Source organism: Actinocatenispora rupis, from assembly GCF_016861975.1.
In the GTDB taxonomy this organism is placed as follows: Bacteria; Actinomycetota; Actinomycetes; order Mycobacteriales; family Micromonosporaceae; genus Actinocatenispora; species Actinocatenispora rupis.
This window is the reverse complement of record NZ_BOMB01000035.1, coordinates 1-13282: the sequence shown is the minus strand read 5'-3', so window position 1 is coordinate 13282 and position 13282 is coordinate 1. Positions and strand designations below refer to the sequence as shown.

The following is a 13282-nucleotide window of genomic DNA, read 5'->3' as shown; positions in this document are numbered from 1 at the left end:
GGACGTGCCGTGGTCGCGCTGAACGCGAAGACGCTGGACTCGCTGGGTGAGGTCCCGGTCCCGGCGTACGACCGGAGTCGGGTGCGGGTCGGCATCGTGCACCTGGGTGTGGGCGGGTTCCACCGGGCGCACCAGGCGATGTACCTGGACCGGCTGATGAACGAGGGGCTCGCGCTCGACTGGGGCATCTGCGGGGTGGGTGTGCTGCCGGCCGACGCGGCGATGCGCGACGCGCTGGACGCCCAGGACGGGCTGTACACGCTGGTCGTCAAGCACCCGGACGGGCGGTACGAGCCGCGGGTGGTCGGGTCGATCGTGGAGTACCTGCTGGCGCCGGAGGATCCGGAGGCGGTGATCGAGCGGATGGCCGCGGAGACCACCCGGATCGTGTCGCTGACGGTCACCGAGGGCGGCTACAACCTGCACCACGTGACGGGCGAGTTCGCGGCGGACAACCCGGACGTGCAGCACGATCTCGCGCCGGGTGCGACCCCGCGCACGACGTTCGGTCTGGTCACGGAGGCGTTGGCGCGGCGGCGGGAGCGCGGCGTCGCGCCGTTCACGGTGATGTCGTGCGACAACCTGCAGGGCAACGGTGACCTGTCCCGCCGGGTCTTCACCGCGTACGCGCGGCTGCGCGATCCGGAGCTGGCGGACTGGATCGACCGTACGGTGCGGTTTCCGAACTCGATGGTCGACCGGATCACGCCGGTCACGACCGACGACGACCGCGCCGAGGTGACCCGCCGGTTCGGCATCGAGGACCGGTGGCCGGTGGTCACCGAGCCGTTCACCCAGTGGGTACTGGAGGACAGCTTCGTCTCCGGCCGCCCGGCGTACGAGAAGGTCGGCGTGCAGGTGGTGCGCGACGTCGAGCCGTACGAGCTGATGAAGTTGCGGTTGTTGAACGCCAGCCACCAGGCGCTGTGCTACTTCGGTTACCTGGCAGGCTATCGGCTGGTGCACGAGGCGGCGGGCGATCCGCTGTTCGCCACGTTCCTGCGGCAGTACATGGATCTGGAGGGGACGCCGACGCTGTCGCCGGTGCCGGGCGTGGATCTGGTGGCGTACAAGGATTCCCTGCTGGAGCGGTTCGCGAACCCGGAGGTGCGGGACACGATCGCGCGGCTGTGCGCGGAGTCGTCCGACCGCATCCCGAAGTGGCTGCTTCCCGTGGTACGCACGCAACTCGCGTCGGACGGGCCGATGGAGCGCGCCGCGGCCGTCGTCGCCAGCTGGGCGCGGTACGCGGAGGGTGTCGACGAGCAGGGCGAGCCGATCGAGGTCGTCGACCGGCTGGCCGACCAGTTGACCGCCGCCGCGCGCCGGCAGTACGAGGAGCCGCTGGCGTTCCTCGCCGACCGCGACCTGTTCGGCGATCTGGTCGACAATCACCGCTTCGTCACCGCGTACCGGGCGGCGCTCGACTCGCTGCACGAGCGCGGTGCCCGCGCCACGCTGGAATCCCTGGTGCGGTAGGTGTTCACGGTCGGCGTCGACGTCGGATCGACCAGTACCAAGGTCGTCCTGGTCGCCGGCGCCGGCGAGGTGCGCACCGTCCGCCGGGCACCCACCCCGTCCGACCCGACCGATCTGATTCGCTTGGTACGCAACGGGATCCGCGCGGTGTCCGGCGGCGTTCCGGTGGCTGCCGTGGGGATCGCGTCGATGGCCGAGACCGGCGTACCGCTGGACGCCGACGATACGCCGATCGGTGCCTTGCTGCGCTGGGACGCCGGCCGTGGCAGCACCGACGCCGACGCGCTTGCTGCCACCTTCGGGCGCGGCGCGCTGTTTGCCGCCACCGGAGTACGGCCGGCGGGCAAGACACCGCTGGCCACCTGGGCCTGGCTGCGGCGTACCCGGCCGGCGGTGTTCGACCGGATGGCGCGCTGGGCGGGCGTCGCCGACCTGGTCTGCCTGGCGCTGACCGGCCGGCTCGTCACCGACCACACCCTCGCCGGTCGTACCATGGCGTACCGGTTGCCGCCGGCCGGCGCCGACCTGCCAGCCGGGTACGACGCGGATCTCCTTGCGGCGGTGGGGATGTCGCCGTCCCAGCTGCCCGCGGTCGATCCGGTGGCCCGCGCGACCGGCGAACCGCTGACCCCCGGCACGCCCGTGGTCGTCGCCGGGCACGACCACGCCGTCGGCGCCTGGGCCGCCGGGGTACGCGAGCCCGGCACGGTCGCCGATTCCATCGGCACCGCCGAATCCCTCATCCGCGTACTCGGTGCGCCGGTGCCGCGGGATGCGGTGGCAGCACAGGGAATGAGCCTCGCACGAACGGTCGACGCCCGGCACGAGGCGCTGGTCGCCGGCTCACCCGCGGCCGGCGCCATGCTCGACCGGTTCCTCGCCGCGCGCGGACTGGACCGGGAGGCGGCACTCGCGTCGGCCGCGGCGCTGCCCGACCCACCGACCGGGCGGCTCGCCCTGCCGTACCCGTCCGGCCGGCAGTGCCCGGAACCCGATCCGGCGGCCCCGCTGCGGCTGCCCGACGGCGACGACGCCGAGGCGACCCGCGCCGTACTGGAAGCGCTTTCGTACCAGGCCCGCTGGATGTACGAGACCCAGCGCGCCCTCGCCGGCGAGCCCCGCGACACCGGGTCCGTCACCGTACTCGGCCTCGGTCGCGGCGAGTCCGACGGCGCCAACCTGTGGCTGCGCCTCAAGGCCGCGATCCTCCCCGTACCGGTGCGGCACGTCACCGCCGCCGAACCGGTGGCGACCGGCGCCGCCCTGCTCGCCGCGACCCGCGCCGGCCTGCTCCCCGCCCCCACCCTGCCCACCGAACCGGTCGGCGCACCCGACCCCCGCCACGCCCCGGCGTACGCCGAGTTCCTCCGCCACGCCCGCAGCTGACCGTTCCTCGACGTCCCAGGAGAACGGTGTCCCCCGGAAGACCGTGCCGGACGCGTCCACGACGAGCCGGAGTGCTTGCCATTCCGCCGTTCGCGCGGGCTGAGCGCTTCCCCTGCGGGCCGGGTGCCGGACGTTTCTGGGGTGAGGAGGTGGTGTCGCGCGTCAGACTTTGTGGCAGGGCTCGTTTCTTGCGGGTCCTGCCGTGTGTGAAGGAGTCTGATCGTTCATGGCAAGACCAGCGGTGTTGCCGCCGGAGGAGAAGGTCCGGATCGTGTTGTCGATCCTGGCTGGTGAGGTCACGGTCGCTGAGGCTGCGCGGCGGGCGAAGGTGTCCGAGCAGTCGGTCGGGAACTGGAAACGGCAGTTCCTGGAGTCCGGCCGGGCCGGGCTGGTGGCCGGCAAGTCCGGGCCCAGCAGCCGGGAGCAGCAGCTTGAGACTCAGGTCGCGGACTTGACGCAGGCGTTGGGTGAGGCCGCGGTGGAGTTGCGGGTGTGGAAGAAGTCTGCGGAGGGTCGGCTGGGCCCTTCGAGGACCTCGAGGTGATCCGCGTCGAGGCGGGCATGCCGACCACGAGGTTCTGCGAGCTGGTCGGCGTGCCCGAACGCACCTGGCGACGTCGTCAGGCCCGGGCGCGGGCAGGGCACCGGGCGAAGGGCCCGTGGCCTCGCCCGGCCCGCGAACGGGTCCGTGCCGCGGCCCGGCGGCACGCTCTGGCGCATCCGGCGTGGGGGCATCGGAAGGTGTGGGCGATGTGCCGCCACGACGGGCTGCGGGTTTCGCAGGCCAGCGTGCTGCGGCTGCTGCGCGACGAGGGTCTGCTGCTCGAGGCCAACTATCAGCGTGAACGCAGACAGCTCGCCGCGCGGAGCAAGGCCGCGTTCGCGACCGAGCCGACCGGCCCGAACCAGGTGTGGCAGTTGGACTTCTCCGAGTTCGAGACCACGGCCGGCGGCACGTGGCGGCTGGCGGGCTGCCGGGACTACTGGTCGAAGTACGAGTTGGGCTGGCACGTGGCGCCGACCGCCAACCAGCACGACGCGATCGCCGCGATCGAGCTGGCCCTGGCCGAGGCCGAGCGCCTGGCCGGAGCCCGGCTGGTCGACCTCGCCAGCCGTGACGCTGACGGGCAGATCCAGCCTCTGGTCACGATCGTGACCGACAACGGCGGACCGTTCCGCTCGTTCCGGTTCGAAGCGTTCATCGCCACCCACCCCGAACTGCGACACGTCCGCACCCGAGTTCGCACCCCGGGCCAGAACGGCTCACGCGAACGCGGCTTCGGCTCGTTGAAGTACGAGAAGCTGTTCTGCGAAGAGATCGACGACGTGCTCGACCTCGTGCAGCACGCCGAGAACTACCGGACCGAGTACAACACCGTGCGGCCCCACGAGGCCCTGGCCTGGAACCGCCCGCACGACGTTCACGTCGGCCTCGCCGACCCCCTGATCCCCAACTTTCCCGAACCCGAAATCCTGCCAACTACTTGACGCGGGACAGTGAGCGTTTACTGCGGGTGGCGGCAGTTGGACGTTTCCGCAGCGGTTCGGGTGCGGGGGGCTTCTTGTGTGCGCGGGGTGAGCGCTTGTCGGGGGGCCGGAGGCTTGACCCGTTCGCGGCGAGCCGGGTTGGCCGACGTTTCTGCGGTGCGCGGGGTGAGCGTTTGCTCCGCGTGGCGCGGGTGGACCGTTTCCGCGGCACCTCTGGTGCTGGACGGCGTTCGTGGTTGGCGGGGGTGAAACGTTTGCTACCGGAACTGGCGCCTGGGTGGAGCGGGCTGTGCGCGCGGGGCCGCGGGCGGTCGGTACGGGACCACCCGCGGCCGCCGGCGACCCGCCCCCAGGTCCGGGCGACGTCAGTCGAGAAAGCCGGATCGGCGCCACAGTGCGCCGCCGGGGCGACCGATCATGCCGACCTCGGTGAGGAAGTCGGTGACCGGTCCGGCCATCCAGCGCAACGTGTCCCGGTGGTACGGGTTGGCGCGCGCCGCCGCGGTCGCCACCCGCGGATCGAGCCCGACCGAGGTGTACACGCGCGGGTGGATGAGGTTGGTGCCGATCACGTACGCCGCGGCGGCGGTGAGCTGGCGGTGCCGCAGCAGTACGGGGCGGGAGGTGTGTTCGAGCTGCTTGACCAGCTCGGCGCGGGCGAACCGGACGTGCCGCGCCTCCTCGACCACGTGGATGCGGCATGCCATGCGTACCAACGGTTGCAGGGTCTCGTCGGCCATCATCTCGCGTTGCAGCCGGTCGAGCGTCTCCTCGGCGAGCAGGACCGCGGCGTACATGGCGGGGCCGCGCGGTGCGGTTGCCACGAACAGCGAGCCGAGCCGGTACGTGGTGGCGCTCGGCGCGTACCGCGCGGCGCCGAGTTTCTCGATCTCGCGGGCGAACATGACGCTGTGCCGGGTCTCGTCACCGATCTCGGTAAGCGCGTACCGCACGTATTCACTTGCGGGGTCGCGCCGGTACATGTCGCGCAGCAGCATCCGCATCAGCAGCATCTCGAACCAGATGCCGAACCGGGTGATGCTGCACCACTCGTGCGTGCCGAGGCGGATCTGCTGCTCGGGGGTGAGGCGGTCCCACAGGTCCGTGCCGTACAGGGAGATGCGGTGCGGCGGCAGGCTGTGCCCCTCGTCCGGCACCGGCGCCTCCCAGTCGATGTCGAGATCCGGGTCGTAGCTGTGCCGGGCGGACGCGGTGAGCAGGCGACGGGTGGTGTCGGTGGGTGTCGAGGTGTCGGGCATGCCGGGGTCACCTTCTCGATCTGCGGAAGTGTGTGTGACGCCGTGTCGCGTTCACCCAGTGTGCGGGAGCCGCGGCGATTCCGTCAAGAGATACTGTGACGGGAAGTTACGGATAACGCGTGTCACAGGAAGCGCTAGACTGGCGCGGTGCCGACAGAGACCGAGGACGTGACCGACGGGCGTGCCCGCCGCTGGGTCGAGCATCGCCGGGCCCGACGGCTCGCGCTGGTCGACGCCGCCATCGAGGCCATCGAGGCCGAGGGGGCGGACGCCGGCGTCGACGCGATGGCCGCCCGCGCCGGCGTCTCCCGCACCGTGCTCTACCGGTACTTCGAGGGTCGCGAGGACCTGCAGTCCGCGGTGGCCCGACGGGCCGTGGATCTGTTGCTGGAGAAGCTGACCCGGCCGCTGAGCGCCAGTCCCGTGCCGCGCCGGATGATCCGCGGCGTGGTCCAGGCGCACGTGCGCTGGATCGACGAGCACCCCGAGCTGTACCGGTTGATCTCGACCGGCTCGACGCTGCCGGTCGGTAGGGAAGCGTTTTCTGAGGGCGAGACGGTGTTCGCCGCCCGGCTCGCCGCGGTGCTCGAAGCCTGCATGACCGCGCTGGGCGTCACCGACGACGTGGCCGCGCCGCTGGCGTTCGGGCTGATCGGGTTGGTCGAGTCGACCGGCGACTGGTGGCTGCGGGAGCGTTCCATGAGTCGCCGCAAGCTGGTCGACATCCTCGCCGACTCCATCTGGCACATCATCGACGGTCACCTGCGCGCCCGGGGCATCGAGCTGGACCCGGACGTACCGTTGCCGATTCTCGTGGGGGAGTCCTGATGTCCGACGACGGGTACCGTGGCCCGGTCACGCTCGCCGTGTCCGGCCGCACGGTCGAGGCGCAGGCGGAGTTGCGCGGCGCGGTCGAGCCGATCAGCGGCCGCTACCGGTGGTACGGGCGGCTTTCGGCCGACGCCGAGATCGCCGAGCTGGCCGGCGTCCGCACCCGCGGCATCACCCTCACCACGCCGTACGGGTCGGTCACCACGACGCTTGCCGACGCCGACCCGTGGGGCCGGTACCGGGTGGGTGGCGAGGGATCCCCGCCGTTCCCGGTGCTCACCGAACCCCCGGCCTGACGAACCGCCCGTCCCGCTTTCCCCGGGTCGCTCCGGTCAGGGTTCGTACGCGGGCGTGCGGTGTTCTCGCGCGGGAAGCCGGCTACGCGCCGTGTTCCGCTCTTGACAACGGTGTCAGATTCCGGTTGGGTGCGTCCTGATTCACCCCCCGGTGGGCTGGAGGCGGGCATGAAGCGCAGGTCGTTGTTGGCGGGCAGCGGGGCCACGCTGGTAGCGCTGGCCGAGGGGATGCCGGACGCCGCGTCCGCCGCACCGGGCCGCGGTAGTACGGCGGTAGACAACGCTTTCTCCTCGTCGTTCGAGGCGACCGACCGGCCGCTCGACTGGACCAGTACCGTCGAGACCGATCCGGCCGGGCACAAGCGGATGTCCGGCGTGACCGGCAGCTCGTCGACCGGGATCCCCGGCAGCATCGCCGACAAGATCACCGCGTGCACCGCCAGCGGCGAGAACCCGCCGTCCGAGGTCGCCGCGAACCTCGTCGACGGCGACCTCAACACCAAATGGCTGACCTTCTCCGGTACGGGCTGGGTCGCCGTGACGCTGTCCGAACCGGTCGCCGTCGTCGCGTACGCGCTGACCACGGCCAACGACGCCGCCGGTCGCGACCCGAAGGACTGGACGTTCCAGGGATCCGCCGACGGTACACAGTGGACGGACCTGGACCGGCAGACCGGGCAGAGCTTCGACCGCCGCTTCCAGCTGCGCGAGTACGCGTTCACGAACACGACCGCCTACCGGCACTACCGGCTGTCCATCAGCGCCAGCAACGGCGACGACCTGCTCCAGCTTGCCGAGCTGCAACTGTCCAACGGGGACGGTACGCCGCCGCCCGCCGAGGACATGAAGACGTTCGTCGCCGCCGGACCCGTCAACGGTCCGAACATGTTGCCGCACGCGGGATTCACCGGCGTCCGATCCCTGGAGTACTCCGGGCAGCACACCGCCGACGGCCGCGGCTACGCGTACAACAAGCTGTACGACGTGGACATCACGGTCGGCGCCGACTTCGAGCTGACGTACAAGGTGTTCCCGGAACTGACCGCCGGCGACCTCAGCTACCCCAGCACGTACGTCGCGGTGGACCTCGCGTTCGCCGACGGCAGCTACCTGTCCGAACTGGACGGTGTCGACATCCACGGCGTCCCGCTGAGCCCGAGCGGCCAGGGCACCGGCAAGATCCTCTACGCCGACCAGTGGAACTCGGTCGTGTGCCGGATCGGCACGGTGGCCAAGGGAAAGACCATCAAGCGCGTCCTGTTCGGCTACGACAACCCGCACGGGCCGGCGCTGTTCCACGGCTGGATCGACGACGTCACGATCGGCAGTCCGGTACCGGACAAGCGATCCCGGCCCTCCGAGTACGTCGTGACGACCCGCGGGACGAACGCGTCGGGCGGCTTCTCCCGCGGCAACAACATCCCCGCCACCGCGGTACCCAACGGCTTCAACTTCTGGATACCGGTCACCGACGCCGGCTCCACCAGCTGGCTCTACCGGTACCAGGCGTCGAACGACGCGCAGAACCGGCCGCGGCTGCAAGCGTTTGCCGTCAGTCACGAGCCGAGCCCGTGGATGGGGGAGCGGCAGACGTTCCAGGTGATGCCGTCGGCGGCGAGCGGCACCCCGGACGCGTCCCGTACCGCACGGGCGCTGCCGTTCTCGCACGACCACGAGACCGCGCGGGCGCACACGTACGCCGTGACGTTCGACAACGGCATCGTCGCCGAACTCGCGCCCACCGACCACGCCGCGCTGTTCCGCTTCACGTACCCGGGCGCCGACGCCGCGCTGGTGTTCGACAACGCCAACAACAACGGCGGGCTCACCCTGGACGCCGACGGCCGCAGCCTCACCGGCTACTCCGATGTCCACAGTGGAGGGTCGGCCGGCGCCACCCGCCTGTTCGTGTACGCCGAGTTCGACCGCGCGGTGACCGCCGGCGGCATGCTGCCCGGCGGCGGCGGGGACAAGGTGACCGGCTGGTTCCGTTTCGCCGCAGGCGATTCCCGCACCGTCACGATGCGGATCGCGACCTCGCTGATCTCCGTCGACCAGGCGAAGCACAACCTCGCCCTGGAGATCTCCGCCGGCGACAGCCTCGAATCGGTACGCGGGCGCGCGCAACGCCAGTGGGACGACCGGCTCGGCGTGATCGAGGTCGAGGGCGCCACCACCGACCAGCTCACCACCCTCTACTCCAACCTGTACCGGCTCAACCTCTACCCCAACTCCGGTCACGAGAACACCGGCAGTGCCCGCCGCCCCGTCTGGCAGTACGCCTCGCCGGTGTCGAAGGCGGTCGGTGACCCGACGCCGACGCGGACCGGCGCGAAGATCGTCACCGGCACGATCTACGTCAACAACGGTTTCTGGGACACCTACCGCACCGTGTGGCCGGCGTACGCGCTGTTCTACCCGACCGTCGCCGGGCAGCTCGTCCGCGGCTTCGTCCAGCAGTACGTCGACGGCGGCTGGGTGTCGCGCTGGTCGTCGCCCGGTTACGCCGACCAGATGACCGGCACCAGCTCCGACGTGGCCTTCGCCGACGCGTACCTCAAGGGCGTCACCGGATTCGACCCCGCCACCGCGTACGACGCGGCCGTGCGCAACGGCACCGTCGCCTCCACCGACAAGTCCGTCGGACGCAAGGGACTGACCACGTCACTGTTCCTCGGCTACACGCCGACCAGTACCGGGGAAAGCGTTTCCTGGGCGCTGGAGGGGTACGTCAACGACTTCGGCATCGGCAACATGGCCGCCGCACTCGCCCGCCGCGCCAAGCCCGGCAGCGCGGAAGCCAAGCGGTACACCGAAGAAAGCGCCTACTACCTCAGCCGCGCCCGCAACTACGTGCACCTGTTCGACGACGCAATCGGTTTCTTCCAGGGCTACGACGCCGACCACAAGCCACGACTCACCCCGGCCCAGTACGACCCGCGCGTCTGGGGCAACGAGTACACCGAGACCGACGGGTGGAACTTCGCCTTCCACGTACCCCACGACGGGAACGGCCTCGCCAACCTCTACGGCGGGCGCGACAAGCTCGCCACGAAGCTCGACACGTTCTTCGCCACCCCGGAAACCGCGCAGTATCCCGGTTCCTACGGCGGCACCATCCACGAGATGCTCGAAGCCCGCGACGTCCGCATGGGCCAGTACGGCCACAGCAACCAGCCCTCGCACCACATCTGCTACATGTACGACTACGTCGGCCAACCGTGGAAGACCCAGGCCGCGGTACGCGAAGTGCTGCGCCGGCTGTACACCGGCAGCGACATCGGCCAGGGCTACCCCGGCGACGAGGACAACGGCGAGATGTCCGCCTGGTGGCTGTTCTCCGCGCTCGGCCTCTACCCCCTCCAGGTCGGCAGCCCGCGCTACGCCATCGGCTCGCCACTGTTCCGCAAGGCCACCGTGCACCTCGACAGCGGCCACGACCTCGTCATCACCGCCCCCGGCAACACCACCGACACCGTGTACGTCCAGGGACTGCGCCGCAACGGGCGCCCACACGACCGCGCGTACCTGGAACACGCGGAGATCGTCGGCGGCGCCCGGCTCGACTTCACCATGGGAACCACGCCGTCACGCTGGGCCAGCGACCCCGCCGCCGCGCCGCCCTCGCTGACCACCGGCAGCGCCGTCGCGCGCCCCCTCGTCGACCGCACCGCACCCGGCCACGGCACCCCGACCGCCTCCGACGGCAGCGACGTCGCCCACCTGTTCGACAACACCTCCGCCACCCAGGTGACGTTCACCACCGCCACACCGAGCATCACGTACACCTTCGACCAGCCCGTCACCGCCACGTACTACACGCTCACTTCCGGCAGCGTCCCCGGCGACGCCACCGCCTGGACCCTCAGCGGCAGTACCGACGGCACCACCTGGACCACGCTCGACACCCGCACCGCCGAGACGTTCCCCTGGCGTACGCAGACGCGGCCGTTCGCGGTGGCGCACGCCGGCGCGTACACGAGGTACCGGCTCGCCGTGACCGCCTCGTCCGGCGACGCGCTCACGCTCGCCCAGATCGAGCTCCTCGCCCCCTGAGAAAACCGACAAACTGCGCGAAGGGTGCCTCGGTTGCGTCGTTGCCGCCCGCAACCGGGGTATCGGTTTCCGCCCCCCGCCAGCCCCGTGCTAAGTTCTTACCCGTTGCGCCGCTAGCTCAACTGGCAGAGCAGCTGACTCTTAATCAGCGGGTTCGGGGTTCGAGTCCCTGGCGGCGCACCAGGCAAAACAAAGGGGCGGCCCGATGGCCGCCCCTTTTTTGACCCCCACGGTTGACCCCAACCGGCTCAGCCGTCCTGCCCGCCACCCTCGTCCTCGAACAGGTGGCCCAGCTTGTCCACGGCGCCCCGCTGGACCCGCCGCGACACATCCACGTAGATCGTCTTCGTGATCGTCGGGGAACTGTGACCCAGAACATCCTGAATGTTCTCGATCGGCACCCCCTGCTCGTACAGCAGCGTCGCGCACGATGCTGCAGGTCATGGAACCGGATCCGCCGCACCCCTGCCAGCTCGGTCAGTCGTACGAACTGCCGGTTCACGTCGCGCGGCTCGATCGGGGTGCCGTGACCGGTCGTGAACACCAGCCCGAGGTCGTGCCACCGGGTGCCAGCCGCCTCCTTCTCCGCCTCCTGGGCGTCCCGGTGCGCGGCGAGCGCGACCAGGCACGGGCGGGGGGAGCGCGACCGGACGTTCCGAGCCGTCCGACTTCAACAGAGCGCGTTGGGCTAGAGGTAGCTACGGAGAGTGTCGTCGTCCCAGCCGGCCTGCCGGAGGATCGACCGCAAGGTGCCGATGGCGATCTCCCGATGCATCGGCACGATGGCCGTGTGCCCGTCGTGATCGCGGTACTTGTGGTGGCTACCCCTGGACGAGACGAACTCGAATCCTCCGCGTTGCAGCGCCCGCGCTATCGCCTCACCGGACAGGCCACGCGGCAGCGACGAGGGCGTCACGCGACATCGAGGCGGATCGGCGCCGTCATCACCTCGTGCAGTTCAGGCACCGGCTGATCCTCGAAGTACAGCTCCAACGCCTCACGCAGGTTGGCCAGAGCCGCTTCCACCGTCTCGCCTTGGCTGGTGACCTCCACGTCGAGGCACCGGGCCACGTACCAGTCGTCCTCGTGCGTGATCGCAGCCGTCAAGTACAGCGACATGCCCTCAGTGTACGAGCCGCCCACGGTGCCACGACCCCAGCGAGGCAGCGGCAGCCAGCGATGGTGCCTTGTGCCACCTGGTGCGCGACGGAAGCGTGCAAGCTCATGTGTGACAGAGCGCAGGCCAGGGTCGAGCAGCGAGACTTGGGCCGCAAGGACATGGCCCGCTTGCTCGGCCAACCGGTCAGGGGTAGGCGAACTCGATCGGAGCGCTCGGCTGGTAGTGATTGGTAACGTCGCCGACCAGGCCGTCGACCGAGAGGTCGAGGCGGGACGTGCGAGTGAAGTCCAGCTCGTCCAGGCGGGTCCAGACAATGTTCGGGTGGAACGTGGACTCGAACGCGTACACCCGGTTGGAGAGGTCGGTCAGGGTGCGCCAGATCGTCATGGAGATGTTCGGGCGCTCCGGATCGGGCGTGCCGAACGGCTGCGCGGCGTTGCGCATCACGCTCAGCAGTGCGGCGTAGCCGGCCTCGGTGCTGGCCGCCGGCGGTAGCCGGTCGGCGTAGTAGCTGGCCCGCACGAACCGGTCGGCGGCCTCGGTGGTGCCCGGCAGCGGCGCGGTGCCGCCGAAACCCTCGTACTGGCGCAGGTGCGCGAGCTGCTCGTCGAACGGCGGTGAGTTGGTCATCACCCGGTACTCGCGGCCGTGGTGCACGTGCGGCGTGCCGTCCAGGTACTCGATGATCGCGGAGTCGCCGATCGCGTCGTCCAGCGCCAGGTGCACGGTGGAGAAGCTGCCGGAGTGCGACTCGGTCTGTGGCCGCACCTGCACGGGGTGTGCGGACAGTTCCTCGACGGCCTCGGCGACCGTCGCGACGGTGTCCAGGAACCACTGCGCCCACAGCGACACGGCCAGCGCCGGCAACGCCGGGTCGCGTTCGCCGAAGTCGGCTTCGGCCAGCCACAGCAGGTGAACGCCGAGGCCGGCCTCGTTGACGCCGTCGGTGCTGGCCCTGTCGTAGGCTGTGGCCACCACGCTGCCGTACCGGGCCGTCCAGCGCAGCGGGTTCGGATCCCGGCCGTGGGCACCGAAGCGCTCGGCGCCGCGCGGCAAGGACCACAGGTTCGTGTCGAGGCTGCTGCGCCAGTCCATGTTCCGGCCCACCAGGACGATCTGGCCGTTCGTCGGCCACAACACCCGCGTGCACATGACAGCAGGCTAGGCCGCGCCTACTCGGAAATCCGGCGAATCGGAAATCGCTGGCACCTCCCCAACCGCCGGGCACCGAACCACAATCAACCGCGCACCTCGACAAGCGCCATGGTCGAGACAGCCGTGTCGCAGATCAATTGGCGCACCCCGGCCGCACATAGGTGGTACAGGACAGGCAGCCAGCGATGGTGACTGCCGAATAGCTCTCTACT

The 13282-nt window shown here is 70.4% G+C and carries 12 protein-coding genes and 1 tRNA gene; 8 read left to right on the top strand and 5 right to left on the bottom strand.

Going from position 1 to position 13282, the window contains the following annotated elements:
- The first annotated feature begins 9 nt into the window (after window positions 1–9).
- The 4 genes from Aru02nite_RS28980 (at window position 10) to Aru02nite_RS28965 (ending at window position 4353) form a co-directional block, all read left to right on the top strand.
- Entirely contained in the window at window positions 10–1479 is a 1470-nt protein-coding gene (locus Aru02nite_RS28980) for a mannitol dehydrogenase family protein (RefSeq protein ID WP_203663002.1), read from the top strand.
- Window positions 1480–2865, top strand: coding sequence for an FGGY-family carbohydrate kinase (locus Aru02nite_RS28975; RefSeq protein WP_203663001.1), 1386 nt, complete (start codon window positions 1480–1482; stop codon window positions 2863–2865).
- 226 nt (window positions 2866–3091) lie between these two features.
- On the top strand, window positions 3092–3409 hold the full coding sequence (locus Aru02nite_RS28970; RefSeq protein ID WP_203663000.1) for a helix-turn-helix domain-containing protein: 318 nt from the start codon (window positions 3092–3094) through the stop codon (window positions 3407–3409).
- Window positions 3406–4353, top strand: a complete 948-nt coding sequence (locus tag Aru02nite_RS28965; protein ID WP_203662999.1) for an integrase core domain-containing protein — start codon at window positions 3406–3408, stop codon at window positions 4351–4353. Before Aru02nite_RS28970 ends, Aru02nite_RS28965 begins: the two co-directional genes overlap by 4 nt.
- Before the next feature lie 365 nt (window positions 4354–4718).
- Here Aru02nite_RS28965 and Aru02nite_RS28960 read toward each other — a convergent pair whose 3' ends face one another.
- On the bottom strand, window positions 4719–5612 hold the full coding sequence (locus Aru02nite_RS28960; protein WP_203662998.1) for an AurF N-oxygenase family protein: 894 nt from the start codon (window positions 5610–5612) through the stop codon (window positions 4719–4721).
- Window positions 5613–5759: 147 nt separating this feature from the next.
- Between Aru02nite_RS28960 and Aru02nite_RS28955 the strand changes: the two genes are divergently transcribed.
- From Aru02nite_RS28955 to Aru02nite_RS28940, 4 genes are all read left to right on the top strand, one after another.
- Entirely contained in the window at window positions 5760–6440 is a 681-nt protein-coding gene (locus tag Aru02nite_RS28955) for a TetR/AcrR family transcriptional regulator (RefSeq protein WP_203662997.1), read from the top strand.
- Window positions 6440–6739: a DUF4873 domain-containing protein gene (locus Aru02nite_RS28950; RefSeq protein WP_203662996.1), complete on the top strand. Its 300-nt coding sequence runs from the start codon at window positions 6440–6442 to the stop codon at window positions 6737–6739. The genes Aru02nite_RS28955 and Aru02nite_RS28950 overlap by 1 nt, the downstream gene beginning before the upstream one ends.
- Before the next feature lie 168 nt (window positions 6740–6907).
- Window positions 6908–10795 (top strand): GH92 family glycosyl hydrolase, encoded by a 3888-nt coding sequence (locus tag Aru02nite_RS28945; RefSeq protein WP_373325005.1) that lies wholly within the window; start codon window positions 6908–6910, stop codon window positions 10793–10795.
- A gap of 107 nt (window positions 10796–10902) precedes the next feature.
- Window positions 10903–10978, top strand: a tRNA-Lys gene (locus Aru02nite_RS28940).
- Between the two features lie 65 nt (window positions 10979–11043).
- Here the strand turns inward: Aru02nite_RS28940 and Aru02nite_RS28935 are convergent.
- From Aru02nite_RS28935 to Aru02nite_RS28920, 4 genes are all read right to left on the bottom strand, one after another.
- Window positions 11044–11214: a hypothetical protein gene (locus Aru02nite_RS28935; RefSeq protein ID WP_275408742.1), complete on the bottom strand. Its 171-nt coding sequence runs from the start codon at window positions 11212–11214 to the stop codon at window positions 11044–11046.
- 269 nt (window positions 11215–11483) lie between these two features.
- Window positions 11484–11711 carry a type II toxin-antitoxin system HicA family toxin gene (locus Aru02nite_RS28930; protein ID WP_239077020.1) on the bottom strand — a complete coding sequence of 76 codons (228 nt, stop codon included), beginning with the start codon at window positions 11709–11711 and terminating at the stop codon, window positions 11484–11486.
- Window positions 11708–11914: a type II toxin-antitoxin system HicB family antitoxin gene (locus Aru02nite_RS28925; protein ID WP_203662992.1), complete on the bottom strand. Its 207-nt coding sequence runs from the start codon at window positions 11912–11914 to the stop codon at window positions 11708–11710. The genes Aru02nite_RS28930 and Aru02nite_RS28925 overlap by 4 nt, the downstream gene beginning before the upstream one ends.
- Window positions 11915–12098: 184 nt before the next feature.
- Window positions 12099–13067 (bottom strand): linear amide C-N hydrolase, encoded by a 969-nt coding sequence (locus Aru02nite_RS28920; protein WP_203662990.1) that lies wholly within the window; start codon window positions 13065–13067, stop codon window positions 12099–12101.
- Between the last annotated feature and the right edge of the window lie 215 nt (window positions 13068–13282).

Bases quoted from the DNA above. Each gene is read 5' to 3' on its own strand.
- Aru02nite_RS28950 (WP_203662996.1), top strand. From the start codon at position 6,440: ATGTCCGACGACGGGTACCGTGGCCCGGTCACGCTCGCCGTGTCCGGC.
- Aru02nite_RS28970 (WP_203663000.1), top strand. From the start codon at position 3,092: ATGGCAAGACCAGCGGTGTTGCCGCCGGAGGAGAAGGTCCGGATCGTG.
- Aru02nite_RS28960 (WP_203662998.1), bottom strand. From the start codon at position 5,612: ATGCCCGACACCTCGACACCCACCGACACCACCCGTCGCCTGCTCACC.
- Aru02nite_RS28920 (WP_203662990.1), bottom strand. From the start codon at position 13,067: ATGTGCACGCGGGTGTTGTGGCCGACGAACGGCCAGATCGTCCTGGTG.
- Aru02nite_RS28945 (WP_373325005.1), top strand. From the start codon at position 6,908: ATGAAGCGCAGGTCGTTGTTGGCGGGCAGCGGGGCCACGCTGGTAGCG.
- Aru02nite_RS28925 (WP_203662992.1), bottom strand. From the start codon at position 11,914: ATGTCGCTGTACTTGACGGCTGCGATCACGCACGAGGACGACTGGTAC.